General features: G+C 63.5%; 28 protein-coding genes. 12 read left to right on the top strand and 16 right to left on the bottom strand.

Translation table 11 applies throughout. The features are described 5' to 3' along the window. Nucleotides 1-16: 16 nt before the first annotated feature. Nucleotides 17-1,090: an ABC transporter ATP-binding protein gene (locus AC1DPX_RS08035; protein ID WP_477235664.1), complete on the top strand. Its 1,074-nt coding sequence runs from the start codon at nt 17-19 to the stop codon at nt 1,088-1,090. On the opposite strand, the gene AC1DPX_RS08030 is transcribed toward AC1DPX_RS08035, so the two are convergent. From AC1DPX_RS08030 to AC1DPX_RS08010, 5 genes are all read right to left on the bottom strand, one after another. Then, nucleotides 1,054-2,364: a flavin monoamine oxidase family protein gene (locus AC1DPX_RS08030; RefSeq protein WP_477235662.1), complete on the bottom strand. Its 1,311-nt coding sequence runs from the start codon at nt 2,362-2,364 to the stop codon at nt 1,054-1,056. The two genes, AC1DPX_RS08035 and AC1DPX_RS08030, sit on opposite strands and share 37 nt — an antisense overlap. Continuing rightward, entirely contained in the window at nt 2,361-3,437 is a 1,077-nt protein-coding gene (locus AC1DPX_RS08025; protein WP_477235660.1) for an extracellular solute-binding protein, read from the bottom strand. Before AC1DPX_RS08025 ends, AC1DPX_RS08030 begins: the two co-directional genes overlap by 4 nt. A 111-nt stretch (nt 3,438-3,548) precedes the next feature. Further along, a complete protein-coding gene (locus tag AC1DPX_RS08020) occupies nt 3,549-4,631 on the bottom strand; it encodes an ABC transporter substrate-binding protein (protein ID WP_477235658.1) in 1,083 nt (360 codons plus the stop codon). A 48-nt stretch (nt 4,632-4,679) separates the two neighbouring features. Next, on the bottom strand, nt 4,680-5,366 hold the full coding sequence (gene betI / locus AC1DPX_RS08015; protein WP_202357584.1) for a transcriptional regulator BetI: 687 nt from the start codon (nt 5,364-5,366) through the stop codon (nt 4,680-4,682). A gap of 6 nt (nt 5,367-5,372) precedes the next feature. Continuing rightward, nucleotides 5,373-6,161 carry a methyltransferase domain-containing protein gene (locus AC1DPX_RS08010; protein ID WP_477235656.1) on the bottom strand — a complete coding sequence of 263 codons (789 nt, stop codon included), beginning with the start codon at nt 6,159-6,161 and terminating at the stop codon, nt 5,373-5,375. A gap of 252 nt (nt 6,162-6,413) precedes the next feature. On the opposite strand from AC1DPX_RS08010, the gene AC1DPX_RS08005 reads away from it, so the two are divergent. From AC1DPX_RS08005 to AC1DPX_RS07990, 4 genes are read left to right on the top strand one after another with little or no spacing between them, the layout of a single operon-like run. Continuing rightward, nucleotides 6,414-8,033: a phytoene desaturase family protein gene (locus AC1DPX_RS08005; RefSeq protein ID WP_477235654.1), complete on the top strand. Its 1,620-nt coding sequence runs from the start codon at nt 6,414-6,416 to the stop codon at nt 8,031-8,033. Then, nucleotides 8,020-9,585 (top strand): phytoene desaturase family protein, encoded by a 1,566-nt coding sequence (locus tag AC1DPX_RS08000; protein ID WP_477235652.1) that lies wholly within the window; start codon nt 8,020-8,022, stop codon nt 9,583-9,585. The genes AC1DPX_RS08005 and AC1DPX_RS08000 overlap by 14 nt, the downstream gene beginning before the upstream one ends. 3 nt (nt 9,586-9,588) lie before the next feature. Beyond that, on the top strand, nt 9,589-10,848 hold the full coding sequence (locus AC1DPX_RS07995) for an aminomethyl transferase family protein (protein WP_477235650.1): 1,260 nt from the start codon (nt 9,589-9,591) through the stop codon (nt 10,846-10,848). Between the two features lie 2 nt (nt 10,849-10,850). Further along, on the top strand, nt 10,851-11,099 hold the full coding sequence (locus AC1DPX_RS07990; RefSeq protein ID WP_202357579.1) for a hypothetical protein: 249 nt from the start codon (nt 10,851-10,853) through the stop codon (nt 11,097-11,099). 3 nt (nt 11,100-11,102) lie between these two features. Here the strand turns inward: AC1DPX_RS07990 and AC1DPX_RS07985 are convergent, their stop codons facing one another. From AC1DPX_RS07985 to AC1DPX_RS07970, 4 genes are all read right to left on the bottom strand, one after another. Beyond that, a complete protein-coding gene (locus tag AC1DPX_RS07985; protein ID WP_477235648.1) occupies nt 11,103-12,161 on the bottom strand; it encodes a dipeptidase in 1,059 nt (352 codons plus the stop codon). 146 nt (nt 12,162-12,307) lie between these two features. After that, a complete protein-coding gene (locus AC1DPX_RS07980) occupies nt 12,308-12,607 on the bottom strand; it encodes a GNAT family N-acetyltransferase (RefSeq protein ID WP_140772677.1) in 300 nt (99 codons plus the stop codon). Nucleotides 12,608-12,618: 11 nt separating this feature from the next. Next, nucleotides 12,619-13,230 carry an alpha/beta hydrolase gene (locus AC1DPX_RS07975; RefSeq protein WP_477235646.1) on the bottom strand — a complete coding sequence of 204 codons (612 nt, stop codon included), beginning with the start codon at nt 13,228-13,230 and terminating at the stop codon, nt 12,619-12,621. 4 nt (nt 13,231-13,234) lie between these two features. Then, nucleotides 13,235-14,167, bottom strand: coding sequence for a VOC family protein (locus tag AC1DPX_RS07970; protein WP_202357577.1), 933 nt, complete (start codon nt 14,165-14,167; stop codon nt 13,235-13,237). Nucleotides 14,168-14,393: 226 nt separating this feature from the next. On the opposite strand from AC1DPX_RS07970, the gene AC1DPX_RS07965 reads away from it, so the two are divergent. Further along, a complete protein-coding gene (locus AC1DPX_RS07965) occupies nt 14,394-15,959 on the top strand; it encodes an alkaline phosphatase family protein (protein WP_477235644.1) in 1,566 nt (521 codons plus the stop codon). Nucleotides 15,960-16,063: 104 nt separating this feature from the next. Here the strand turns inward: AC1DPX_RS07965 and AC1DPX_RS07960 are convergent, their stop codons facing one another. Continuing rightward, complete coding sequence (locus AC1DPX_RS07960) at nt 16,064-17,371, bottom strand: PRC-barrel domain-containing protein (protein ID WP_477235641.1); 1,308 nt, start codon at nt 17,369-17,371, stop codon at nt 16,064-16,066. Between the two features lie 284 nt (nt 17,372-17,655). Between AC1DPX_RS07960 and AC1DPX_RS07955 the strand changes: the two genes are divergently transcribed. Continuing rightward, on the top strand, nt 17,656-18,576 hold the full coding sequence (locus AC1DPX_RS07955; RefSeq protein ID WP_477235639.1) for a diacylglycerol/lipid kinase family protein: 921 nt from the start codon (nt 17,656-17,658) through the stop codon (nt 18,574-18,576). A gap of 29 nt (nt 18,577-18,605) precedes the next feature. Here AC1DPX_RS07955 and AC1DPX_RS07950 read toward each other — a convergent pair whose 3' ends face one another. Beyond that, entirely contained in the window at nt 18,606-18,779 is a 174-nt protein-coding gene (locus tag AC1DPX_RS07950) for a hypothetical protein (RefSeq protein WP_477235638.1), read from the bottom strand. A gap of 145 nt (nt 18,780-18,924) precedes the next feature. On the opposite strand from AC1DPX_RS07950, the gene AC1DPX_RS07945 reads away from it, so the two are divergent. Beyond that, nucleotides 18,925-20,457, top strand: coding sequence for a sensor histidine kinase (locus AC1DPX_RS07945; RefSeq protein ID WP_477235636.1), 1,533 nt, complete (start codon nt 18,925-18,927; stop codon nt 20,455-20,457). A 33-nt stretch (nt 20,458-20,490) separates the two neighbouring features. On the opposite strand, the gene AC1DPX_RS07940 is transcribed toward AC1DPX_RS07945, so the two are convergent. The 3 genes from AC1DPX_RS07940 to AC1DPX_RS07930 all read right to left on the bottom strand — a co-directional run bounded on the left by AC1DPX_RS07940 (nt 20,491) and on the right by AC1DPX_RS07930 (nt 22,257). Next, nucleotides 20,491-20,949 carry a hypothetical protein gene (locus tag AC1DPX_RS07940; RefSeq protein ID WP_477235634.1) on the bottom strand — a complete coding sequence of 153 codons (459 nt, stop codon included), beginning with the start codon at nt 20,947-20,949 and terminating at the stop codon, nt 20,491-20,493. A 10-nt stretch (nt 20,950-20,959) separates the two neighbouring features. Then, entirely contained in the window at nt 20,960-21,286 is a 327-nt protein-coding gene (locus AC1DPX_RS07935; protein ID WP_202357571.1) for an ElaB/YgaM/YqjD family protein, read from the bottom strand. Between the two features lie 209 nt (nt 21,287-21,495). Continuing rightward, complete coding sequence (locus AC1DPX_RS07930) at nt 21,496-22,257, bottom strand: Crp/Fnr family transcriptional regulator (protein ID WP_477235633.1); 762 nt, start codon at nt 22,255-22,257, stop codon at nt 21,496-21,498. A gap of 80 nt (nt 22,258-22,337) precedes the next feature. Between AC1DPX_RS07930 and AC1DPX_RS07925 the strand changes: the two genes are divergently transcribed. Beyond that, complete coding sequence (locus AC1DPX_RS07925; protein ID WP_477235632.1) at nt 22,338-22,787, top strand: response regulator; 450 nt, start codon at nt 22,338-22,340, stop codon at nt 22,785-22,787. Between the two features lie 37 nt (nt 22,788-22,824). On the opposite strand, the gene AC1DPX_RS07920 is transcribed toward AC1DPX_RS07925, so the two are convergent. Together AC1DPX_RS07920 and AC1DPX_RS07915 are read right to left on the bottom strand one after the other, a co-directional pair. Next, complete coding sequence (locus AC1DPX_RS07920) at nt 22,825-23,376, bottom strand: RNA polymerase sigma factor (RefSeq protein WP_010911883.1); 552 nt, start codon at nt 23,374-23,376, stop codon at nt 22,825-22,827. 3 nt (nt 23,377-23,379) lie between these two features. Continuing rightward, nucleotides 23,380-23,583 carry a NepR family anti-sigma factor gene (locus tag AC1DPX_RS07915; RefSeq protein ID WP_202357569.1) on the bottom strand — a complete coding sequence of 68 codons (204 nt, stop codon included), beginning with the start codon at nt 23,581-23,583 and terminating at the stop codon, nt 23,380-23,382. 221 nt (nt 23,584-23,804) lie between these two features. Here AC1DPX_RS07915 and AC1DPX_RS07910 point away from each other — a divergent pair, with 221 nt between their 5' ends. The 3 genes from AC1DPX_RS07910 (at nt 23,805) to AC1DPX_RS07900 (ending at nt 26,194) form a co-directional block, all read left to right on the top strand. Further along, nucleotides 23,805-24,599, top strand: a complete 795-nt coding sequence (locus tag AC1DPX_RS07910) for a response regulator (protein WP_064990804.1) — start codon at nt 23,805-23,807, stop codon at nt 24,597-24,599. A 207-nt stretch (nt 24,600-24,806) separates the two neighbouring features. After that, nucleotides 24,807-24,971: a DUF1328 domain-containing protein gene (locus AC1DPX_RS07905; protein ID WP_027031438.1), complete on the top strand. Its 165-nt coding sequence runs from the start codon at nt 24,807-24,809 to the stop codon at nt 24,969-24,971. Nucleotides 24,972-25,159: 188 nt separating this feature from the next. Then, nucleotides 25,160-26,194 (top strand): sensor histidine kinase, encoded by a 1,035-nt coding sequence (locus AC1DPX_RS07900; RefSeq protein ID WP_477235630.1) that lies wholly within the window; start codon nt 25,160-25,162, stop codon nt 26,192-26,194. Nucleotides 26,195-26,207 lie beyond the last annotated feature (13 nt).

The following is a 26,207-nucleotide window of genomic DNA, read 5'->3' as shown; positions in this document are numbered from 1 at the left end:
CCAGTCTGATCGATCCATGATCGCGATCCGCAACGTCACCCGCAGCTATGGAGCGTTCAAGGCGCTGGACGATGCCTCCCTGACCGTAAGGGAGGGCGAATTCTTTTCGCTGCTCGGCCCATCCGGCTGCGGCAAGACCACGCTGCTGCGCATGATCGCCGGTTTCGACAACCCGACCAGCGGCTCGATCGCGGTCGGCGGCCAGCCGATGGAAGGCATTCCGGCCAACCGCCGGCCGACCAACATGGTGTTCCAGAGCTATGCGATCTTCCCGCACCTCAATGTCGAGCAGAACGTAGCCTACGGGCTGAAGCGGCTGAAGCTGCAGGGCGGCGAGGAGAAGCGCCGCGTCGAGGAGGCGCTGGCGCAGGTCTCGCTGACCGGCCTCGGCAAGCGGCTGGCGACCGAACTGTCCGGCGGCCAGCGCCAGCGCGTGGCGCTCGCCCGCGCGCTGGTGATGCGGCCCAAGGTGCTGCTGCTCGACGAACCGCTGTCGGCTCTCGACAAGAAATTGCGCGAGCAGATGCAGGTCGAGCTGCGCCGCCTGCAGCGGGCGGTCGGCATCACCTTCGTGCTGGTCACCCACGACCAGTATGAAGCGCTCGCAATGTCCGACCGCATCGCCGTGATGTTCGGCGGCAAAATCGCGCAGGTCGCATCGCCCAAGGAAATTTACCAGCGGCCGGTCAACCGCCAGGTCGCCGATTTCCTCGGCGGCATGAACTTCGTCAAGGCCGAGATCGTCGAGGAGAGCGGCGCCTCATTGATTGTCGACACGCTCGGCTTCGGCCGCGTCAAGACCGACAAGCCGAAGGCCTTCGTACGCAATGGCGGCGCGGCGACGCTCGGCATACGGCCAGAACGTCTGCGCGTGCTGTGGGACAATGCCACGGCAAAATTCGAGGTCGCCGGCAAGGTGGTCGAACGCCACTATTTCGGCGAGATCACCCATCTGATCGTCGAGATACCGGGGCTCGAAAGGCCGCTGTCGGTGACCGAAACCAACGATTTCGGCGCCGACGACATTCCGGTCGGCACCCCGATCCGCCTCGCCTACGATCCCGAGGCCCTGGTGGCGATGGGCGACTGAAGCACAGCGATTATCTTTCTCGCCGCGATGCGCCCGGCGACGATCGCGCCTTCGACATAGCCGGGAAATGACGGCGACAGTTCCGAAGCGGCGAAATGCACCGGCGGCGCACCTGCAAGAATCGCCCTCTCGGCGTCCCTCGCCATCGCATCGACGATGAGGTCGCTGTAGGCGCCGCCGCTCCAGCGGTCATGGATCCAGTCGCGCTGGCTGAAATCGACACTGTCGCCTGCGCCCGGACCAAGAGCAGCCACCAGCCTTGCCGTCACTTCCGCGCGCAACGAGGCATCGCTGAGCGCACGCCATCGCAACGCCAGCGGCCCGCCGACGAAGACGACGAGCGCGGCATGCTCCGCGTCCTTGCTGGCGTCGCAGGCAAACAGCCCCGGCAGATCGCGCCACATCACCATGCCGCTCAAGCCCCGCTCGCGCCAGAACGGCCGGGGATAGCGCACCAGGATCTTGATCACCGCGCCGCTTTCCCAGACGCCAAGCGCCTTCGCGAGTATCGCCGGCAAGGTCGGCGCGAAATCGAGCTTGGCGGCCGTCGCCGGCGGCAGCGCGACCAGCAGCTGGCGGGCTTCGATCACGCCACTGCCCGTGACGGCACGAACGCCTTGCTGCCCATGCTCGACGCGCGTGACCGCTTCGCCGAGCCGGACCCGGTGGCCGAGGTCACCAGCCAGATCCTCGGCCAGCGACTCCATCGTCTCGCGCAGGAAATATTGCAGCTCCGGCACCTCGTTGGTGATGCGCCGGTCATTGTCGATCAGGTGCCAGAGCGGCACCTTGTCCATCGGCAGGCACCACAGGCCTTCGATCATCGAGCGGAAGGCGGTCTTGGCATCGATGGGATCATGCTGCTGTTCCAGCCAGGCCGCGACGCTCATGCCTTCTATCAAGGGGTCGTCCGGCTCGATGCCGTTCATGCGCTCGCGGATCGCCATCGCGCCGTGATAGGTTTGCTTGGCGTCCTTGGCCGGCATCGGCGGATGCGTGACGAAATCACCCTCGACAAAGGTTTCTACGAAGGTCTTGCCGCGCGCCTTCGCCAGCGCCATCACTTCCGGCATGTCCTCGCACAGGAACTGGCCGCCGCTGTCGATGCGCTCGCCAAGTCCGTTGCGGATCGCCTCGACCCTCCCGCCGACGCGGTCGCGCGCTTCAAGCAACAGGAAATCGATGCCGGCCTGCTTCAGTTCAAGCGCCGCCGACAGGCCGGTGAAGCCGGCACCGACGATGACGACGTCGGTTCTCTGGGTTTTATCGTTCAATATCCGGCCTTGATCTTCTCGAACTCGTCGACCATGCGCTTCTTCAGTTCGGGCGCGACCGGCTGCTGGAACAGCGTCTTGTCGAGGAACTTGTCGATGTCGTCGAAGCCGCGCTCGGCCAGCACCTTGTGGTCGATCGCGGCCATGCCGGCACTGTTGCCATGGCCGTAGCCGAACGTCGTGACCATGTATTTGGAAATGTCCGGCGCGTTGACCGCGTTCAGGAAATCATAGGCCTGGTCGAGCTTGCCCGGCGCGTCCTTCATCAGCACGTACCCGCACACCCAGGTCGACATGCCTTCTTTGGTATCGCGGTTCATGGCGACGGGAACGCCTTGCCCGCTCATCGCGATCAGCGTCTGGCCCCAGCCCCAGGCAAGGTCGACCTCATTGCCGGAAAACGCCTGGTCGATATCGCTCGAATCGGTCCAATAGAGACGGACATTCTTGTGCACCTGGCGCAGGAAATCCGACGCTTCCTTGAATTGCGCGTCGGTCATCTTGGTCCAGTCCTTCAGGCCGATGACCAGGCTCGCCAGCGCGTAGGCATCGTCGACATTGTCGCCGATGGTGACCCGGCCCTTGAATTTCGGATCGGCCAGAATCCGCAGCGACTTCGCCTCGTCCGCCGTCACATTGTCGGTGCGGTAGAGCAGCGCCGTGTTGCCCCAGTCGAACGGCATGAACCAAGCCTTGCCGTCGGCCGTGGTGGTGAGGTTCTTCATCGCCATGATGCCAGGATTGAGGTCTTTCCAGCCTGTGATCTTCGACGTGTCGAGCGGCTGCAGCAGGCCCGCGTCACGCCATTTCGCCACGCTTTGCGAACAGGGGTGCGCGATGTCGGCCTTGAAGCCCGCCCGCATCTTCTCGAAGGCTTCGTCCTCGTCGCCGAAGAAGGCGAAGGTCGGCTCGGCGCCATTTTTGGCGGTGTAGGCGGGATGCAGCAGCGGGTCCTCGTAGCCGGACCAGTCGAACACCACGAGATCGCCGCCGCCTTCCGCCCAGGCATAGGCCGCGCCGGCGCCGATCGTGCAGGCGGCGGCAAGCGCCAGGCGGCGTAGCATTGGCGTCATGGCGAAACTCCCCCATCGCGAAAAAGCTGCTGCGAGGTTAGGAGAAATCACCCGCTTTGGCGAGGCCCGTCCGCCCGCCATATCGGCGTCGGACGGGACGTCGAGACGAGATCAGTACCCGGCTTTGATCTTCTCGAATTCGGCGATCATCTTCAGCTTCAGATCGGACGGCAGCGGCGACTGGAAGAGCGTCTTGTCGACGAATTTCTGCACGTCGTCATAGCCCTTTTCCTTCAGGATCGCCGGGTCGACGCCGGCCATGCCCTTGGCGTTGGCCTGGCCATAGCCCCAGTCCTTGACCAGCACCTTGGCGGTCTCCGGATCGTTGACGGCGTTCAGATAATCATAGGCCTTGTCGACATTGCCGGGCGCATCCTTGAACAACACATAGCCGCAGACCCAGGTCGAGATGCCTTCATTGGTATCCTTTACCGACTTGATCGGCACGCCCGCCTTGACGGACTGAACCGTCGCGTCGTTCCAGGCCCAGGCGAGGTCGACCTCGCCACCGCTCAACAGCTGCACGATATCGGTGGTGTCGGTCCAGTAGGAGCGGACGTTCTTGTGCACCTGGCGCAGGAAGTCGGAGGCCTGCTTGAACTGGTCGTCCGTCATCTTGGTCCAATCCCTCAGGCCGATGGCAAGGCTTGCCAGCGCATAGGCGTCGTCGACATTGTCGCCGATCGACACCCGGCCTTTGAACTTCGGATCGGCGAACGCCTTCAGCGACTGCACGTCCTTGGCGTCGATCTTGGAGGAGTTATAGGTGAGCTGCGTGTTGCCCCAGTCCCACGGCATGAACCAAGCCTTGCCGTCATCGGTCGTGGCGAGATTCTTCATTGCCATGATGCCGGGATTGAGGTCTTTCCAGCCTGTGATCTTCGACGTGTCGAGCGGCTGCAGCAGGCCTGCCTCGCGCCACTTCGTCACGCTTTGCGAGCAGGGGTGGCCGAGATCGGCCTTGAAGCCCGAGCGCACTTTCTCGAACGCCTCGTCCTCGTCGCCGAAGAAGGCGAAGGTCGGTGAATCGCCGTTTTTCTCGACATATTTCGGATGGAAGCTCGGGTCCTCATAGCCGGACCAGTCGAACACGATCAGGTCCTTGTCGGCGGCGACGGCGAACGCTGCCGCCAAAGCCGCGAGTGCGCCGCCCAGCGCCAATGTCAATGTCAGGCGTCGGCTAAGGTTCTTCATGCTGTTCCATCCTCTTTTGGTCTTGCCGGTCTTGGCGGCCGGCTGTTGCTAACCGTAGTGCTTCGGGAAGGCAGCGGCCAAGAAAGCGTTGGCCGCCTGCAAGGCTGTTTCGCGCGTCGTGTCCTCGGTGCCCATCATCAGCCGCAGCCACAGCCCCTCCAGCATGGCCGACAGCGCCAGCGCCATCACCTGCGGCTCATAGGCATACGAGCCGCTCTGCTTGAGCGTCGCGCAGAGATCGATGAAGACCTGCTGGTAATAATTGTCGCGCGAACTGCTCAGCGCCTGATAGGTCGGCCGCGACTTGGCCTCGCCCCAGAAGGCCAGCCAGGCGGCGAGCTTGCGCTTGTTGCAGATCGAGCGGTCGAAGTCGGCCCACACCAGTTGCTGCAGCTGCCGCGCCGGATCGTCGCCAGCCTTCTGCAGGGAGGCGCGCCAATGCGCCGAATACTCGTCATACATGTGCTGCAGCGTCGCGATCAGCAGCTTTTCCTTGCTCTCGAAATGGAAGTTGACGATGCCCCGCGAGAGGCCAGCGCCATCGGCGACATCGGCCATCGTCGTCTCGGCGTAGCCGCGCTTGGCCAGCGAGTCGATCGTCGCCTCGATCAACTGCAGCTGGCGCACCTCCTTCGAAGCCTTGCGGCCACGCTTTTCGGCATCGCCCTTTTGCGCCGTTTCGGCGGGAATGTCCCTGGCCTCGGAAGTCTTCATGGGTGTGACGGTCTCCAGCATCGCCGGCTATCCAACCGGCCTCCAACCGCGCAGATGAGTGGGACGGTGCTCGCCGCTGTCAAGCACCTTCTGCATGGCCTCCCAGGTCTTGATGTTCTTGTCGACATAGGCCGCGCCGACCGCTGCCGCGGCTCGGGTGTAGAGCGGTCCCTTGAGCCGCGCGAGTTCCCCGCGCGCCACCTCCCGGTACCAGGGATTGCGGTCGCGCACGGTGATGTCGGCAAAGCCCGCCCGGCGCATCGCCTGCGCATAGCGCGCCGGCGAGGCCATGGCGAAGGACAGCCCCTCGGCGGCGACATAGGCCTTCATCTCGGGTGACGGTTCACCGTCATGCCCGATCATCCAGTTGGAGGCGGCAAAGACGCCACCCGGCTTCAGCACGCGAAAGATTTCGGCGAACAGGCGGTCCTTGTCGGGCACGTGCAGCAGCGCATCCTTGGAAAAGACGACATCGAAGGAGCGATCGGCGAAAGGCAACGGTCCGGGCGGCGCCTGGATGAATTCGACATGGTCCGAGAGCCCACGCGCGGCGGCGCGCCCTCTGGCTGCCTCGATCACCGGCTGCTCGACATCGAAGCCGGTGGCATGCGCCACGCCATGGCGCTCGACCAGATGCAGGATGATGCCGCCGGAACCGCAGCCGATATCGAGGACCGTCCTGCCCTCGAGCGAAAGCCCTTCGACCACCCGGTCGACCTCTTCGGGCCCGCCCGGCGACAGGTAGCCTTCGCCCCACAGCGCCTCGAGGAAGCGGATGGCGGTGTCGTCATACTCGGCATCTGCCGTTTCGATCATCAGCCCTCGATCCCCAATCGGCGAATGCTCAGTTCGAACGCCGCAAAGCCTAGCGCATGTCGGGGAAAACGCAATATCATTTGTTGAACATTCATTCAGAATGGCTGGACAGAATGACCGATGCCGTGCCAAATTCCGCGCATTCGGGAACAGATCACGCAAAATGAACAGCGGGTCGCACAGAGCAATTCCAGGAAAAGCGCGCGGCGCGGTCCCTTCGGAATTGCGTGGAAACAAAGAGACTGGGCCACAATGAAGGCATGGGACGCGATCATCATCGGCGGCGGCCACAACGGCCTGGTCAATGCCTGCTATCTGCAGCGCGCCGGGCTCGACGTGCTGGTGGTGGAGAAGAACGAATGGGTCGGCGGCGCGGCCACCAGCCGCGAGCTGACGCCGGGCTTCCTCTATTCCAACTGCTCCTATGTCTGCTCGCTGTTTCGCCCCGAAATCATGCGCGACCTCGAACTGCCGCGCTTCGGCCTGCAGGTCATTTCCTATGAGGGCGGCGCGGTGTTCACCAGGGATGGCGACTACCTCGCCAACTACCGCGACCATGACGCGCACCGCCGCGAATTCGCCCGCTTCTCCAGGCGCGACGCCGAGGCCTATGACCGCTACGCCCGCGACGTGACGCGGCAGTGCCGCTTTATCCAGCCGCTTTTGATGCGCACCGCGCCCGACCCGACCAGTCTCAAGCCGCGCGATCTCGGCGAGCTTCTCTACCTCGGCAAGAAATTCGCCGGCCTGTCGGCTCAGGAAATGGCGCTGACGCTGCGCTTCTGGACCATGTCGATCTCGGACTTCCTCGACGAATATTTCGAGACCGATGTCATCAAGGCCAATTTCGCTCTGTCCGGCATCATCGGCACCGCGCTCGGGCCGATGTCGCCCGGCACGGCCTATGTGCTCTTGCACCACTATATGGGCGAGGTCGACGGCTCGGTCGGCGCCTGGGGCTATGCGCGCGGCGGCATGGGCGCGGTCACCAAGGCGCTGGCCGCGTCGTTCAAGGCCTCGGGCGGCACCATCCGCACCGGCGCCGAGGTCGACCATGTGCTGGTTGCCAGAGGCAAGGCTAAGGGCGTGGTGCTGGCCGGCGGCGAGGAAGTCTACGGCAAGCTCGTCGTCTCCAATGCCGACGTGAAGCGAACCTTCCTGAAGCTGGTCGAGGAAAAGGAATTGCCCGACATTTTCCTGCGCCGGGTCAAGAACTTCAAGATCCGCGGCTCCTCCGGTAAGGTCAACATCGCACTCGATTCGCTGCCGGAATTCCCCGCACTGCCGAAGGACTCGCCGGTCTATCGCGGCGACATGCACTTCACCGATTCGATGGAGCGCATGGAACGCGCCTATGACGACTGGAAGGCCGGGCGCTGGTCGGCCGATCCGTTCCTCGACATGGTCATCCCGACGACGCTCGATCCGACCATGGCGCCGCCCGGCAAGCACTTCATGAGCTGCTTCGTGCAATACGCGCCGCCCAAGGTGAACGGCCGCGAATGGACCGATGCCGACCGCGACGGTTTCGCCGAAAGCGTGATTGCACAAATCGCCGAGTACTCGCCCGGCTTCCGCGATCGCATCGTCCATATGGAGGTGCGCACGCCGCGCGAGATCGAGGCAGAGGTCGGGCTCACCGAAGGCAATATCTTTCAGGGCGAACTCACCTTCGACCAGCTTCTGTTCAACCGCCCGGTGCCGGGCTACGCGCAATACCGTTCGCCGGTCGGCGGCCTCTATATGTGCGGCTCCTCGACCCACCCAGGCGGCGGCGTCATGGGCGCGCCCGGCCGCAATGCCGCCGCCGAAATCCTGCGCGATCTCGCCAAATCCACCTCGCATATGAGCCCGGCCCATGACGTCATTTGATGCAATCGTCATCGGCGGTGGCCACAACGGCCTCGTCGCCGCCGCCACGCTGGCCAAAGCCGGCCGCAAGGTGCTGGTGCTGGAGGCAGGCAACGAAGTCGGCGGCGCCGCGCGCACCGAGGAATTCGCCCCGGGCTTTCGCGCCTCGTCGGTCGCTCATCTGTTGAACCGCCTGCATCCCGATGTGGTGAAGACGCTGGAGTTGGAGAAGCATGGGCTGCAATTTACCCGCGCCGACTTCCTGCCGTCGGTGGCGCTGTCGAAAGACGGCCCGGCGCTGATGCTGCATGGCGCCTATGGCGAGGCGCTGACCGGCGCCAGCACTTCGGAACAGTCGGCCTGGAAGGAACTGCGTGCGCAGCTGCTGCGCTATGCCGGCATCCTGAAACCCTTCCTTTCGCGCCGCCCACCCGATCTCGCCGGCATGTCGCTGCTGGAGACCGCTTCGCTCGGCCAGACCGCGCTGGCGCTGAAGAAGCTCGGCAAGGAGGACATGCGCGACTTCCTGCGCGTGCTCTTGATGAACGTCGCCGACCTGCTCGACGAACAGCTCAGGGATGACCGGCTGAAAGGCCTGCTCGCCTTCGACGCGACGCTCGGCAGTCATCTCGGCCCGCGCTCGCCGACCTCGTTGCTCGGCCTTTACTATCGCCTCGCCGGCGAGACCGGCGGAGCGGCCGGTGCTCAGGTCCTGCCGCGAGGCGGCATGGGCGCCGTCATCGCCGCCATCCGCGCCTCGGCGGAAAAGACCGGCGCCACCATCCGCACATCGGCTGCCGCAGCCAAAATCATCGTCGAGAAAGGCCGCGCCATCGGCGTCGCGCTCGACACGGGCGAGGATCTGCGCGCCAGGACCATTGTCTCGGCCATCAATCCGGCGACCACCTTCCTCGACCTTGTCGGGCCACGCGAAATCGACACCGGCTTCCTCCGCAAGGTGAAAAACATCCGCATGAAAGGCGACGCCGCCAAGCTTCATCTGGCGCTCGACCGGCCGCCGCAATTCACCGGTGCCGATGCCGCCGCTCACAAGGGTCGGCTGGTCATCGCGCCCTCGCCCGATCATGTCGAGCGTGCCTTCAACCCATGCAAGTATGGCGAATTCTCACCCGAACCGGTGATGGAAATCACCCTGCCCAGCCTCGCCGATCCATCGCTCGCGCCTGATGGCGCCTGCGTTCTGTCGGCGGTGGTGCAATACGCGCCCTACGCGCTCAGGGAAGGCTGGGCTACCGGCAAGCCGAAATTCCTCGAGGCAGTCATGGCGCAGCTCGAGGCTTACGCGCCCGGCATCGGCAAGAGCGTCGTCCATGCGGAGCTTCTGACGCCGGCCGATATCGAGGCGCGCTACGGCATGCCCGGCGGCCACTGGCACCATGGCGAATTGCAGGCCGACCAGATGCTGGTCTCGCGGCCCATTTCAGGCTGGTCGGGCTACGACACGCCGCTCGAAGGGCTGTTCCTGGCCGGCGCCGGCTCGCACCCCGGCGGCGGTGTCTCCGGCGCTCCCGGCCTCAACGCCGCGCGGCGCATCATTGCGATGAAGGGATAGGCCATGGCCCAGGCAACCAGGAAGAAGCCCGCTTCGAAGACAGAAGACGCGGCCGTTTCCGCCCGCATCGCCGCGCAATCCCATTTCCGCACGCTGCGCCTCGGCACGCCCTTCCAGCCGCGCCTCGACGCGCTGGCAAAGACCCAGGACTGGTACAATTGGGCCGGCTACCGCGCGCCGCATTCGCTGTGGGACGAGGAGCTGGAATATTTCGCCATTCGCAGCCAGGCGGCTTTGTTCGACATCTCACCGATGACCAAATACCGGATAGAAGGGCCGGACGCCGAAGCCTTGCTCGATCGCGTCACCTTGCGCGACGTCACCAAACTCCAACCCGGCCGCGTCCATTACACGGCGTGGTGCGACGACGAAGGTTTTGTCCTCGACGACGGCACACTGTTTCGCCTCTCGCCGACACGCTTTCGCCTCTGTTCGCAGGAGCGCCATCTGCCTTGGCTGCTCGACAGCGCAATCGGATTCGACGTGACTGTCGAGGAAGAGACCGAGGCTATCGCTGGGCTGGCACTGCAAGGGCCGACCTCCTTTGCCGTGCTGCGCGATGCGGGCTTTGCCGGCGTCGAGAAGCTCAAGGTTTTCGACCTTGCCGATTTCCCGCATGACGGCGCAACCGTCACCATCTCGCGCACCGGTTTCACCGGCGATCTCGGCTACGAACTGTTCATGCCGGCCGACAAGGCGCTAGGCCTGTGGGACCGGTTGATGGCGGCCGGCGAACTGCGCGGCATCCGGGCCATCGGCTACACCGCGCTCAACCGCGCGCGGCTGGAGGCCGGGCTGATCGTTGCCAATGCCGATTTCACGACCGCCGAGCACGCCATCCGCGCCGACCGCTTGCGCAGGCCTGACGAGATCGGCCTCGGCTTCATGATCGATCCGGAAAAGGGCCATTTCAACGGCCGCCGCGCCATCCTCGAGGCCCGCGCCAAGCGCAGGCTGCGCCACGTGCTGGTCGGGCTGGAGATCGAAGGCAACATCCCCGCCGAACACGCCATCGTCTATCACAAGAAGCATCAGGAGGTCGGCCTGGTCAGCGCCTCCATGTGGTCGCCAATGGCCAAGCGCAACATCGCCATCGCTTCGCTGGCGCGGCCCTATGGTGATACCGTCGTGGAAGACCTGTGGGTCGAGATCTACGCCATGCGCGAGCTGCAATATCAGAAGCTGATGAAACGGGCCAAGGTGGTGGCGCGGCCCTTCATCAAGCTCGATCGCCGCACCGCCAATCCGCCGGCGGATTTCTGACCATGGCCGACGACGCAGAGCTGGAGGCCGCAGAGCAGTGGGAACTGGTCAACACGCCGCTCGGCGAAAAATGGTCCGGACGCACGCGCTATGCCGCCGCCATGTTCTTCTACAAGCGCGGCGAGATGAGCGCCGAGACACTCGAAGTCTACCGCATCTGCGCGCGGCTGGATTCCGAGAACCCGCTGCCGATCATCAGGGATCGCGGCGTCGGCAAGGATTGGCTGAAGCGCATGGACTTCGATCGGTAGCCTTCAGCCTATCGTGCGCTCGAGCATGCTCAGCCAGTTGCGGTAAGCGATCTTCTCGATCAGGGCACGGCCGAAACCACGCGCGGCCAGCGCATCGATCAGCTTCGGCAGGCCGGCGACGTCGCCGATGACGGCCGGGATCATGGCGCCGTCGAAATCGGAGCCGAGGCCGACGCCGTCCTCACCCAGCGCCTGCAGCAGGGAATCGACATGACGCACCATGATGTCGAGGCTGGTGTCGGCATTCATGCGGCCGTCCTCGCGCAGGAAGCCGGTGGCGAAGTTGAGCCCGACCATGCCGCCGGACTCGCGTATGGCGCCGAGCTGCCAGTCGGTGAGATTGCGCGAATGGGTGCAGAGCGCATGCACGTTGGAGTGGGTGGCGACCAGCGGCGCGTCGCTGAGACCGGCGACGTCGCGAAAACCCTTCTCGTTGAGATGCGAGAGGTCGATCATGATCTTCAGCTCGTTGCAGGCCTTGACCAGCGCCTTGCCGGCATCGGTCAGCCCCGGGCCGGTATCCGGGGAGGACGGAAAGCGGAACGGCACGCCGTGGCCGAAGGCATTTGGCCGGCTCCAGACGATGCCGAGCGAGCGCAGGCCGGCGGCATGCAACACGTCGAGCATGGTCAGTTCGGGATCGATCGCCTCGACGCCCTCGATGTGGAACACCGCGGCGATCGTGCCTTTGGCCATGGCGTTGTGTATGTCGCCGGCGGTGCGGCAGACGGCCAAGGCCCCGGCCCGCTCCAGCCTGAACAGGATCGAGGCCATCGCGATCGTCGAGTTGAGCGCATCGGCGCGCGGCACCTCCGGCGGCAGCGGCTCGCTGTCGCTCGGCGCCAGGGGCACGGCGCTGCGCCTGGCTTTCTCGACCGGCGGCGGAAAGATCGCGAACATGCCGCCGGCAAAGCCGCCCGCCTTGGCGCGCGGCAGGTCGATATGGCCGCCCGTCTTGCCTTCGACGAACAGCTTTTCGACGTCCCTGTCCTTCGACTGATACAGCCTGAGCAGCGTATCGTTGTGGCCGTCAAAGACGGGGACGAGGTCGGTTTCGGTCATCAGGGGATCATTCAGTTCGTTTGTCGGCACGGCGAGACATCATATCTAGGCAAGATATCTGGTCGCGGCAAATGACAAAGCCAACCGGCAGCGGGGACTGCCCCTCTATCCCCCCGCTGCCTATCGATGACGTGCCTGCGCTCCCCTTATTGCTTCAGCACGTCAGCCCATTCCGGGTGGCGGCGGAACTGGGCATTGGCGAACGGGCAAAGCGGGATGATCTTCTTGCCCGCCGCGCGCGCATCCTCGACGGCGCGGGTGACGAGCCGAAGCCCGGCGCCCTGGCCGCGAAACGCGTCCGGCACTTCGGTGTGGTCGATGATGATCTGGTGTTCGCCGATCTTGGTGAAGGTCATCTCGGCCTCGGCGCCGCCGGGTCCACGCAGCACGTAGCGACCCTTGGAGCCGCGGTCTTCCAGTTCGATTTCAGGCAGTTGGTCGGGCATGTCTAAACTCCCTAGGCGACGCCGGCAAAAAGCCGCCGGGCCGCTTCGATTTCATTTGGCCGCACCTCGTGCCCGCCTTCGTGCCATTCCACTGTGACATCGGCGCCGTCGGCACGCAAATAGGCCTCGAGCCGCGTCGTCAGGTTCGGCGGGCAGATCGGATCGCGCTTGCCGGCGGTCAGCAGCATGTGGCGACCGGCGAGGCTGCCCTTGACCTCCGGTTCGAACGGGATCAGCGGATGCATCAGCACCGTGGCGTCGAACAGCGCGGGCTCGGCGAACACCACGGACGCCAAAATGTTGGCGCCGTTGGAATAGCCGAGGCCAAGCACAGCCGAGGGTTTCGCCGCCTCGACATGTGCCTTGACGAATTCAGCCATCTTGCTCGTCCCCCGCGCCAGGTCGTCCATGTCGTAGACGCCCTCGCCGGTGCGACGAAAGAAGCGTGCAGCGCCATACTCGGACACATCGCCGCGCGGCGAGATGATGGTGGCCTGGGGCACGAGATCGCGTCCCGGCGAGAGAAGCTGGCTCTCGTCGCCGCCGGTGCCGTGAAAGACGAAAAGCATGGGGCCGCCCGGCGAACCGGGCAGCACCTTGTGGATGTAAGCGTCCTTGCTCATGACCTCAGCCTTCCAGCTTCTGCAGATGCTGTTCGAGATAGGGCCGCAAATGCTGGTGCTGCGTCGGCAGCTTCAGCGCTTCGCCCAGATGCGCGGTGTCCTCATCCCTGTCGAAGCCCGGCTCGTTGGTGGCGACTTCGAACAGCACGCCGCCCGGCGTGCGGAAATAGATCGCCCAGAAGTAGTCACGGTCGATCACCGGCGTCACCCCATAGCCCGTGTCCATCAACGCCTTGCGCACTTCGAGCTGCTTGGCTCGGTTCTCGACGGCGAAGGCGACATGGTGGACGGAACCGGCGCCGAGATCGGCGAAGGCCGTGGTCGGCAGCGATTCGATATCGACGACATCGGCGCCATTGCCGTTCTTCACAGCGAGCCGCCTGACATTGCCTGACTTGTCGACTTCCTCGTAGCCCATGAATTTCAACAGTTCCTCGGTGGCGCCGCCATCCTTCAGCCTGAGCGAAACCGAGTGAAAGCCGCGGATCGCCTCGTCGGTCGGAATGCCGCCTTTGGCCCACGGCGCCCTGCCGTCGGCCTTGTCCTCGACAAGCGCGAAACCGTCGCCATCGGGGCCGGCAAACCTGAGCCGCTTCTCACCGAAACTCTCCTCGCGGGAAACGCCGCTCACGCCTTCGTCAGCAAAGCGCTTTTCCCAATAGGCGAGCGTGCCTTCCGGCACGGAGTAGACCGTCGTGCCGACTTCGCCGACCCCGGGACGGCCCTTGCCGATGTTGGGAAACGGAAAATAGGTCATCACCGAACCGGGGGTGCCGGCCTCGTCGCCATAATAGAGGTGGTAGACGTCGGGCGCGTCGAAATTGACGGTCTTCTTGACCCGACGCAGGCCGAGCTTGTGGGTGAAGAAGTCATTGTTCTGGCGGGCATCCCTGGCCATCGAGGTGACGTGATGCAGGCCCTTGATCTGGTCGAGCATTGTCTTGCTCCTTCCCTTGTTGTTTGTGCGGCCCTCGCCGCTGTCCACGCCAATATGAGGACACGACCGCTTGCGGCAAAGGCGCCAAACACAGAATGGACTGTGCTGTAAAAGTGAACGATGGAAAGAATTTTGTTCACCAATCGACTAACAGGGGTGGTCTTGCGCCGTTGCTGGAAATCGGTTCCATGAATGGCATTCGACGAGCCAGCGAAAGGTACAGCGAGTGACAGGAAAAGCCAGACGCCCGAACGTTCTCCTGATCACCTGCGACCAGTGGCGCGGCGATTGCCTGTCGGCTGCCGGCCATCCCGTGCTGAAGACGCCGAATGCCGACGCGCTGGCCGCCGAGGGCGTGCTGTTCAGGCAGCACTATGGCGGTGCGGCGCCGTGCTCTCCAGCCCGCGCGTGCCTCTACACCGGTCTCTACCAGATGAACAACCGCGTCTGCCGCAACGGCTCACCGCTGGACGCCCGTCACGGCAATATCGCGCAGCATGCGCGCAGCATCGGCTACGATCCGACGCTGTTCGGCTACACCGACGTGTCGCTCGATCCGCGCCCGCTGGCCCCCCGCGACCCAAGGCTGAAAAGCTATGAAGGCGTGCTGCCCGGATTCACGGTGCGGCAATTGCTGCCGGAGCATCAGAAACAGTGGCTGTCCTGGCTGAAGCAGCAAGGCATCGATGCCAGCGCCGGATCTCCGGACATCCATCGCCCCGTAGGCGATGAAGACACCGCAGACGCAGTGACAGAGGCGCCGCCAATCTATTCGAAAGACCAGACGCCGGCGGCCTTCCTTGCCGGTGAGTTCATCCGCTGGCTCGGCGAACAGGAGCAGGCCATGCCCTGGTTCGCGCATCTCTCCTTCATCAGCCCGCACCCGCCCTTCATCGTACCGGAGCCCTACAACACGCTGTACGATCCGGCTGACGGCCCGGTCTTTCATCGCGCCGAGAGCTGGCGAGCCGAAGCCCAGAGCCATCCCTATATCGCCTATGATCTCAGCCGGCAGAGACGCGCGAAGTTCCGCCCCGGCGCGACGGGCAAGGTGCACGATTGGAGCGAGGATGATTTCCGCCGCATCCGGGCGATTTATTACGGCATGATCTCGGAGGTCGACGCACAACTCGGTCGGATATGGCAGGCGCTCAAGCTTTCAGGCGCGTGGGACGACACCATCATCGTTCTCACCTCGGACCATGCCGAGATGATGGGCGACCATTTCATGTTGGGCAAGGGCGGCTACTTCGACGGCAGCTACCACATCCCGTTGATCATCCGCGATCCGCGGCATGGCAAGGCTGCCGGCAGCACGGTGGATCGTTTCACCGAAGCGGTGGACATCCTGCCCACGCTTATAGATCTGCTTGGCGAGGCCCCCGAATCGCATCTCGACGGATGGTCGCTCAAACCATTCCTGAGCGGCGGAACCCCCGCCGTCTGGCGCGACGCCGCGCATTGGGAGTTCGATTTCCGCTCTATCGCCGACGGCGAGGCCGAGGCGCATTTCGGCATCGCCTCGCGCCAGTGCAACCTGGCTGTCATCCGCACAAAGAAATTCAAATACGTGCATTTTGGCGGCGCCTTGCCGCCTTTGCTTTTCAACGTCGAGACGGACCCTGGTGAACTGACCAACCTCGCCACCAGCCCCGCGCATCTGTCCATTCGTCTGGAATTCGCCGAGCGGCTGCTGGGCTGGCGAGCCGAGCACCTCGACCAGTCACTGGCGCTGGCGGAGTTGACGGAAACCGGCGTGGTGGGACATGTGAGTAAGGCAACAAGGGAGTAGGGCAGTAAGGCAGTATGTTTGGATATGCCGGCATCGACGCCGCACACCCTACTGCCCTACTGCCCTACTGCCCTACTGCCCTACTGCCCTACTGCCCTACTGCTCTACTTCACAATCAACCGCTGCTGGTCGCGCTTCTCGGCATAGCTGCCCTTGTCATAGGCGGGCTGCGCCTCGAGTTGTTCCTTGGTGAAGGACGTGTAGAGATACTTCTTGCCGTCCTTGTCGGTCATGAACTTCAGATTATCCAGGCCAACCGCCACTTCCTTCTCGCCAATGCCGAGAAAGCCTCCGACATTGACGATCACTGCATCGGTCTTCTTGTCGGATGTCAGCACGACATCGCCGATCTCCCCGACCTTGGCGTCATTGGCGCCATAGACCGTCGCGCCCTTCAGGTCTTCACCTCTGATTTCTCCCATCGGCATCTCGGTCAGCGTCGACTTGTCGATGGCTGCCGTCTTTGTCTGGTCAGGAGCGGTGGCCGCCGGTGCCTGGGCCGTCTTATCCGTTGGGGCCGCGGCAGGAGCCGTTGTCTCGGCCGGAGCTGTTGCCGCCGGCTCATTGGATGCCGTCGTCGCCGGCACCGGATCATAGGCTTTGCGGTTGAAATCAGGCTGCGCCTGCAGCTCTTCCTTGGTGGTCTGGGCCACCAGCCAGCGGTCGCCGTTCTTCTCGGCCCACTGAGCCTTGTTGAAATCATAGGTGACATTCTTGGCGCCGAGGCCAAGGAAGCCGCCAACGCCAATGACCAGGGATTGCGCCTTGCCCTCCTTGCTCAGCACGATGTCGTTGACGCTGCCGATGTTCTGCGCATCGTCGCCGGTGCCGTTGTAGACGGTCTCGCCAATGATGTTGGTGGCAAGATTGCCATCAGCACGCTTCACAGGCTCGGCCGGAACGGCGGCAGGCGCTTGCGCGGTATCCGTGGCCGCGGGTGCCGTGGGCGCTGCAGCATCCGTCGAAGCGGCAGGTGCCGGCGCGGGCCCATAAGGCTTGCTGTCGAATTCCGGATGCGCCGTCAGTTCATCCTTGCTTGTCTGGGCAACCAGCCAGCGGTCGCCGTTCTTCTCGGCCCATTGCAGCTTGTCGTAATCGAAGGCGACATTCTTCGCCCCGACGCCCAGAAAGCCGCCGACGCCGATGACGACGGATTTGGCCATGCCGTCCTTGTCGAAGACGACATCGGTCACCTTGCCGATGTTCTCGGCATCGTCGCCGGTGCCGTTATAGACGGATTCGCCGATGATGTTGGTGACGATGCTGCCTTCGGCGCGTTGCACCGGAGCGGCTGCGGCCGGCTCCTGAACGGCAGGGGCGTCGGCGGGAGCCGGAGTCGTCGCGGTCTGCGCGAAGGCGCCCGTCGCGATCAGCGTTGCGAGTGCGGTCGTGGCTAAGAGGGTGCGGATCATGATGGTCTCTCCTGACGTGTGATTTCGTGCGCGCCGCGTCCGGTTGGACCGTTCTCGGAAAGGTCCGGCGCGGCACCTCTACGGGTTCACAACGTCGTGACCATGCTGTTGTTCCGACAAAATTGGCGTGGATTTCGCGGACGGGAAAACACGGAGCAGTTGCACTGTGACGGGAGAACACGCCAGCAATAGCACCGCCCCGACGGAACCTTTCCCGCACTGCTACGTTTCAGCCTGCGGCTGGTTTCCTCCGGCCGTTTTGGACTGACACAACGGAGCGGGGCATGAAATTTGCAGCGGTGCTGAACCGGGATGGCGGCACCTTGCGCACCACCGACCTCGCCGCCTTCTCCGACAGGATGCATCAGACGCTGGAAGCCGCGGGACATTCCTTGAGCATCGATGTGGTTGCCGGCAAGGACGTGGTGGAGGGTCTCGACAACGCTGCCTCGCGCCGCACCGTCGATGTGGTGCTGGCGGGTGGCGGCGACGGAACCATTTCAGCGGCGGCCGCGAGGCTGATGGACAAGAAAAAGGCGCTTGCCATCTTGCCGGCTGGCACCATGAATTTGTTCGCGCGCGGTCTGGGAATCCCGCAATCCCTCGATGCGGCATTGAAATCCTTCGCCGACGGCGAGATCATCGCCGTCGACATGGCCACCGCCAACGGCCGGCCCTTCGTTCATCAATTCTCGATCGGCATGCATGCCAGGATGGTGCAATTGCGCCAGGGAATGGAATTCGGCTCGCGCCTGGGCAAGATCCGGGCTTCGGCCAAGGCGGCATGGGCGACAATCAACAACCCTCCGGCGATGAACGTCACGCTTGCTATAGGCAAGGCCGAGATGACGGCGCGCATCTCGGGCATCGGCGTCACCAACAATCTGTTCGGCGAAGGCCACTTGCCCTATGCGGACAACCCTGCAGGTGGCGTGCTCGGCATCTATGTCACGGTGGCGCAGCAGCGCGCCGAACTGGTGAAATTCCTCTTCAATGTGGCGCGCGGCAGATGGCGCGACAATGAGCATGTGGAAATCCATCAGGCTGACCGAACCGTCCTGAAGATCCATTCCGGCAGCAGGAAGTTCCGAGCCGTCATGGATGGCGAACTGGTCAGGCTCGAGCGTGAGACGACGATCGAAATCCGGCCCGGCGCGCTGAATGTCCTGGTGCCGGCCAGCATCGCGCAAGCAAAGGCTGCCTGATGCGATCTCCAACGATGACGGCCGATAATCTAGCCGCTCGGGGGGCTTCCTTGCTGCGTCGCCGGTGTCTTGGCGACCTCGCCATAGATTTCGGCGATACCCCAGGCCGCGAAGGCCAGAAGCAGCGCGGCGATCAGGATGCGCAGGCCGTGCCAGCCCCATCGCCCCTGCCGCGCTTTGTCCTGAGGAATGATCTTGGGCATGGCCGGTCCTTGTTTCGTTTTGCGCCTGGCGCACTCCGCAAATCACGGTCGGGTAACGGTTCCTCGTTAGGATGGTTCCGGGAGGCCTGCTTGGCAGGCCGATCGGCAGGACGGCGAAGACCGTCACGGGCCTTTGGGGATTGGGGTGGATAGCAAGGCGGAAATAGGGGCAAGCCTGCCGGCCGAGGTGTCGCTCGCGGTCAATGCCGAGGACCGGCTGGCCGTGCTGCACGGGCTGGAGATGCTGGATACGGCGGCCGACCCGGATTTCGACCGCATCACCAGCCTTGCCGCGGCCGTGATGCAGGCGCCCACGGCCCTCGTCACGCTCGTCGATATCGAGCGGCAATGGTTCAAGTCGTGCTTCGGTCTCGATGAGAGCGAAACCGCGACCGGCATTTCCTTCTGCGCCCATGCCATCGCTGCCGGCGACGAGCCCATGGTGGTGACGGACGCGACGACGGACCCGCGCTTCAAAACCAACCCGCTGGTCACCGGCAAGCATCATGTGCGCTTCTATGCCGGCGCACCGATGGTGGTGGCGGGCGCCAGGATCGGCACGCTGTGCGTGCTCGACCGCAAGCCGCATGCCTTTCCATCGCAGGCCAAGCTCGATCAGTTGAAGACGCTGGCCGGCCTTGCCGCCAGCCTGTTCACCTTGAAGGACGCGACACGCAGCGGCGCCATCGCCGAGGCAGCCCTGGCGCGCGAGGAAAAGCGCCGCGCCATTGCGCTTGATGCGGCTTCGCTCGCCAGCTGGGCCTGGGATATTCGCGCCGACATGATCGAATGCGACGTTCGATTGTCGGAACTGTTCAACCTGCCGCGGTCGACCCGGCTGCGGGYGCGCGACATCCTGACCGCCATCGATCCGCGCGACGTCTACCAGACCGAAACCCGCTTTCGCGATGCCCTGTCCGGCAGCGACGACTATTTCGGCGAATACCGGGTGAAGGACTTTCATCCGCCGCGCTGGGTGGCCACGCGCGGCCGCGTCATCGAGCGCGACGGCGACGGCAAGCCGACGCTGATCTTCGGCGTCAACTACGACATTTCCGAACGCAAGCTCGGCGAGGAGCGGCAAAGGCTTCTGCTGCGCGAGCTCAACCATCGCGTCAAGAACACGCTGGCGACCGTGCAGGCGCTGGCGACGCAGACCGTGCGTCATGCCCGCCAGCCCAGCGAATTCCTCGACGCTTTCGGCGCCCGGCTTCAGGCGCTGGGCATCGCCCACAACCTCTTGTCCGACCGCGAGTGGCGCGGCATCGGCATCCGCGAACTCGTGCAGATCGAGATCAGGCCCTTTGATACCGCAGACCAGCCGCGCATCGCGATTTCCGGCGCCGATCTCTTGCTGTCGCCCGACCAGGCGGTCGGCCTGGGGCTGATCTTGCACGAACTGGCGAGCAACGCGCTGCAATATGGATCGCTGTCGATTGCATCGGGCAAGGTCGATCTCGACTGGAAGGCACAAGGCAGGAAGGGCAACCGACGCCTGGTGCTGACCTGGCGCGAAAGCGGCGGTCCTGAAGTCGCGCCGCCGGAGCGCCACGGCTTCGGCTCGATCCTCATCCGCCGCAGCCTGGCCAAGGTCATTTCAAGCGAAGTGACCCACGAATTCCGGCCGGAAGGCGTCTTCGCCGAAATATCGATGCCGCTGGAAGATCTGTCCAAATGACGGATCTTTGATCCCAGGGCGGGGGCGCCGGGGCTATTTCCCCTCGCCGGCATCCGGATCGTCGGGCTTCACATTCTCGCGGTAGATGGCATAGGCGGCGAGCGCCAAGGCCGGCCCCAGAATGACACCGAGGCCACCTTTTCCCTTGAGCAAGGTCGGCAGCACGGCGAGCGCGGCCGTGATGCCGAGCGCCTTCATGTCGGCGCTGCGCCGCCTTGCCTCGCGGCGGGCACGGGCACCGGACATCAACCGATGGATCAGAAGAACGAGACCGGCGATCACCAGGAAACCGACACCGAAACCAAGTGCTGTCGCGAACGATCCATAGCGGGCCGCGGCCCAGATATAGGCTGCCCCGACCAGGAAGCCGAGACCGCAGAATGCCGCCAAAGCGGCAATCGCATAGATGATGGCCGCCGTACGTGCGCGACGTATGGCGGCCGCGGTTTCACCCGAGGCGAAACCCGAGAGCAGGGATGCCAACAGTCCCATCTGGGCGGAACTAGCGACGCGCGAGCAGCGCGAAGAGGAAGCCGACGCCGGCGGCGATGGCCAGCGACGTCACCGGCTTCTCGCGGACATTCGCCAGCAACTGCGCCTCGATGTCCTTGGCGCTGCCGCGCAGACTGTCAAACGCGGCTTCGCCCTGTGCGCGCAATTGCTCGACGCCCTCGGTGGCCGCGCGGCGGGCAGTGCCATAGCCATGTTCACCGGTCTTGGCCAACTGCTTGGTGAGCTTGTCGATATCGGCCTTCAGCTGCCTGATGTCGGCTTCGAGGTCCGAATTCGCCCGCGCGTCGTTGGCGGTCTTTCCTGCGGCGGTTGCCATTGCTTAACTCCTTGTGATTGCTCGATTTCAAACGCGCCTTGCGTCTCAAGGTTCCGGCATCGGGACAAACTAGAGCAACTCCAGGAGAAGTGTGAAACGGTTTTCCCGGGAAAGTGGGTAGCACTTTCCCTTGGGAGTTGCGTCAAAACAAAGAGATAGCCGAAAACACGTACGCGCGCACCAATCGCCTATGTCGAGAGGCGCTTTCGTCAGATCAGGGGGCGACGTCCCTCGCCCAGCCCTTCCCAGCCGGCGAGTTGCTTGAGGCCTTCCGCATCGACAACCTCGCAACCACCATCCCGCCAGAGGACCAGCTTGCGGTCCATCAGTTTGCGGATCGTCTTGTTGGTATGAACCAGCGAAAGGCCAAGCGTGTCGGCGATATGTTGTTGCGTGATCGGAATCTGGATCGATTGCTTGCCGTTCAGCCCCACGACCTTGGCGCGGCTGCCGATGAAGGCAATCAGATAGGCGGCGCGCTCGATCGCGCTGCGGCGGCCGACACTGAGCAGGTTCTCGTCCAGCATGCGTTCTTCGCGCGACGCGATCCAGGTGATGTCATAGGCGAGACCCGGATGGTTGCGGTAGAGCTCGTGCAGACTGTCGCGCTCGAAGACGCAAAGCAGCATTGGCGACAGGGCTTCGACGGAATGCTGCATTTCCCCCATGACGCTGCCTTGCAGGCCGATGAGATCGCCAGGCATGAGATAGTTGAGGATCTGCCGGCGGCCGTCCGGCAACAGCTTGTAGCGGAAAGCCCAGCCGGACAGCACCGTGTAGAGATGGGCGCTGTGGCTGCCTTCCACAAGGACCGTGGCGCCCTTGTCGACCGCCAGTTCCCCCTTCTTGAAGGTGCTGATGAAGGCCAGTTCCTGCTTTTCGAACTCTCTGAAAACCGGCAATGGCCGCAAAGGACAATTCTCGCAAGGATGCTGTCGGCTGGATAAGGCGCGCCTATTCTGGCCTGGCATTTCGACCCCTCTTCGAAAGCCTGCCGGTCAGCAGGCATTTTTAAACGTTTTGCCGGGTCGGGAGTTCCGGAGTAGAAGGCATGTCTTTTTTAAATGACAGCGCGCCGAATTGCGATCATGACTCCCGGCGTTTCAAGGAGCGATTGCCCGTGCCCCATTTGCTTGACGGATTGCGAATTCTTGTCCTGGAGGACGAATTCCTCATCGCCATGGATGTCGAGCAGCTCTGCCGCGACCACGGGGCCGGCGAGGTGGTGGTTGCCCGCGACCTGGCCGAGATCGATGGCGGAAAGGTCGCAACGCAATTCGACGCGGCCATCGTCGATCTGATGCTGGGCGGCACCTCGACGCTCGAATTCGCCGCCGGCCTGCGTGAAACAGGCGTGCCTTTCGTGTTCGCCTCCGGCTATTCCGATGCGGACGAGATCAAGGCATCCTTTCCAGGCGTGAGGCTGGTCACCAAACCCTATTCAGGCGAGGATCTCGTCGAAGCGGTGGCGATGGCCTATGGACGCGGCTCTCCGGGGTGAACTGAGATCGATCCGAGTCAGGTACCCGGATTCCACGTCAATGCGCCGCTGTCCCCGTCACCTGGGCCGAGATCGCATCGGGACCATATTCGTCCTCGCCGGAAATCTTGAGAATCTCCTGCAGGCGTGTACGCGCCCTGCTGACGCGGCTCTTGATCGTTCCGACCGCGCAACCGCAGATTTCGGCGGCTTCTTCATAGGAGAAGCCCGATGCGCCGATGAGAATGATGGCCTCGCGCTGGTCTTCCGGCAACTGCTCGAGAGCGCCACGAAAATCCTTGAGATCGAGCTGGCCGTGCTGGGCCGGATGCACCGCGAGCCTCGCCGTCATGATGCCGTCGCTGTCCTGCACCTCGCGGCCGCGTTTGCGCATCTGCGAATAGAACTCATTGCGCAGGATGGTGAAAAGCCATGCCTTGAGGTTGGTGCCGGGCTGGAAGCTCTCATGCTTGTCCCAGGCCTTGACCAGTGTCTCCTGAACGAGGTCGTCGGCCTTGTCGGCATTCTGCGTCAACGACACGGCAAAGGCCCGCAAGCTCGGGATTGCCCCAAGCAGATCGGTCTTGAAGCCTTGGGAGACCGCTGCCATGGCTCAGTCCTTCTTCTGTGCGGGTTCGGCCTGTTCCAACTGGCTGAGCAGTTGGGAAAAGCGATCCGGCACATCGTCGGAGACCAGCTCGTCATAATATTGTTTGAGTTTGCGTCCGATTTCGGAGTTCGGCCCGAGCGGGTCGCCGACACCGTTCCGGCGCCTGCCCTCGGCGCCAGCCAAAATATCTTTCGTCATGTCCTTCATTTCGCCCTTATATTCCCAGCACTAGGCCGCTCTGACTCAACTCAACACAAGGCAAGCGGCACCCTCGTCTGGTTGCCCATCCCCACATCAAACGCCGTTCCCGCCTTTTCGTTCCATATCGGCTGGAACTTTCTGAGAAAACCCGCGTTGTATTAGCGGGGCTTGCAATCAGCTTGACCTGTAACCAAGCAATCGCGTCATACTGAGGGAGACGTCTTATCATGAGTTTATCCGCCACCATCGCACCGCACCTGCCGTTCCTGCGCCGCTTCTCGCGCGCTGTCTCGGGATCGCAAGAGAGCGGCGACGCGCTGGTCGCTGCGATGCTTGAGGCCATCATCGCCGATGTCGACATCTTCCCCGAGGCATCGAGCGACCGTATCGCCCTCTACAAGGTTTTCGCCAAACTCTTCACGTCCGTTGCCATCCGCGTGCCGCAGGAGCAGGCTCAATCGGCGTGGGAACAGCGCGCCGCCGCCAATCTCAACGCCATCGCGCCGCTGCCGCGCCAAGCCTTCCTGCTGGTTGCCGTCGAAGGTTTCAGCGAGGATGAGGCGGCCGAGATCCTCGACGTCGGCGACCAGCAGTTCTCCGAGCTGCTTGCCCAGGCAAGCAACGAGATTTCCCGCCAGGTGGCGACCGATGTGCTCATCATCGAGGACGAACCGCTGATCGCCATGGACATAGAGGAGATGGTCGAGAGCCTCGGTCATCGTGTCGTTGGAACGGCGCGCACGCACGCCGAAGCGGTGACGATGTTCGGCAAGACGCGACCCAAGATGGTGCTGGCCGACATCCAGCTCGCCGACGGAAGTTCGGGCATCGAGGCGGTCAACGAGATCCTGTCGTCAACTTCGGTGCCGGTAATCTTCATCACTGCTTTTCCCGAACGCCTCCTGACCGGCGAACGCCCTGAACCGGCCTTCCTGGTGACCAAGCCGTTCAATCCCGACATGGTCAAGGCACTGATCAGCCAGGCGCTGTTCTTCGACCGTCAGGCCAAGGCCGCCGCGTAGGGCTGCTGCCTTTCCAGCCTGAAAGGCCGAACCCAAAGGCCGCCCCGATGCAATGCGCCGGGCGGCCTTTTGGCAACCGGAGCCATCCGTCGCGAATTTTGAGGCGCTTTGCCTCTAACGGTTTGCAAGCATCGCCTTTTTCGGCAAAGGGTGGAACAAACCGCACCCACCCACGTTTTCCCTGCAGCATTCGGAAGGAGATGAACCATGCTTTACTGGGCGCTCGTATTTCTCGTCGTGGCGATCATTGCCGGCGCGCTTGGTTTCGGCGGCATCGCCGGCACATCCGCTGGCATCGCGCAGATATTGTTCTTCATCTTTCTCGCCTTCCTGGTCATTTCGCTGCTGGCCGGCCTGTTCAAACGGGCGTGAGGGCGAATCCTACTTGAGCGAACACTGGAAGCCGCACCCCTCAAACGGTTTCCAGCCACCGCCGGACGGTGTCCTTCAAACAGACACCGTCCGGCGGACCGTTTTAGGGGACGGATTCCGCGGAAATTTCATTGGGAACCCATTTCGCAGTGAGCCGTTCAGCCTGAGTTGGGTGGACAGATCAACCGATGCGTTCCAAGACTGCAGATAGGACGGACGGCGCACGGAGCGAGGAAGTCATCGCCCTGCATCCGGCGGAAAATGGCATGCAGCTAGGCCGGGCTCTTCTCCACGCGCTGCACAATGCCGGCATTTCCGTCCTCTATCAGGATCGCGAGATGAAAACCGTCTGGGCCCGCAACATGCGCGCGCCCTGGATTTCGGACAACTCCGACGGCAATGGCATCCTGCCGACGGCGCAGGCCGACCGCATCAGCACCGCCAAGCGCGATGTGGTCGCCACAGGCAACCCAGAGCGCCTTGAGATCAGTGTTCCTGTCGAAAACGGCGTCCGCTGGTTTCAGGTTTGGATCGATGCCGACCGTGGCGACGCCGGCGACGTGCAAGGTGTCGTCACCACCATGGTAGAAACGACGGAGCAGAAGCGGCGTGAACAGACGCTGACATCATTGCTTCGCGAGGTCAGCCACCGCTCGAAGAATCTCCTGGCGATCATTCAGAGCATCGCGACCCAGACTGGCCGCTACTCAGACGGCATCGGCGACTTCCTCACGCGCTTTCGGGGCCGGCTGCAGTCGCTCTCCTCCTCGCAGGATCTGGTGACATCCTCCAACTGGCGAGGTGCGGCCCTTCATGAACTGGTGACGAGCCAGGTCGGCCGCTATGGGACGAACACATCGCACAGCCTTCGTCTGCGGGGCGCCAACCCCTATCTCAATCCCAATGCCGCGCTGCATATCGGCCTGGCGATGCATGAGCTTGCCGTCAACTCAGTCAGCTATGGCGCCCTGTCCCGGCCGGATGGATTCGTCGAAGTGACCGCCAATCTCAACGCCGCCGCCACTGGCGAGGTTGCCCTGTCGCTGACATGGGCCGAAGCCGTTGGAACCAATGGCGGCCGGGGGAGTCAAAAGCGTTTCGGCAGCGTCGCGCTCGAGCGGGTGGTGCCGGCCTCCCTGAGCGGAACCGCAAGCCTCGACATCGCGGACGGCCGCCTCGAATACCGTCTTGTCGTCCCGCACAGCAATTTCGAGACGCAGTGAGCAGCTATCCCTC

The sequence above is a fragment of the Mesorhizobium sp. 01N446 genome, assembly GCF_056399285.1.
The sequence above is the reverse complement of the archived record's forward strand: the minus strand, read 5'-3'. Positions and strand labels throughout refer to the sequence as shown.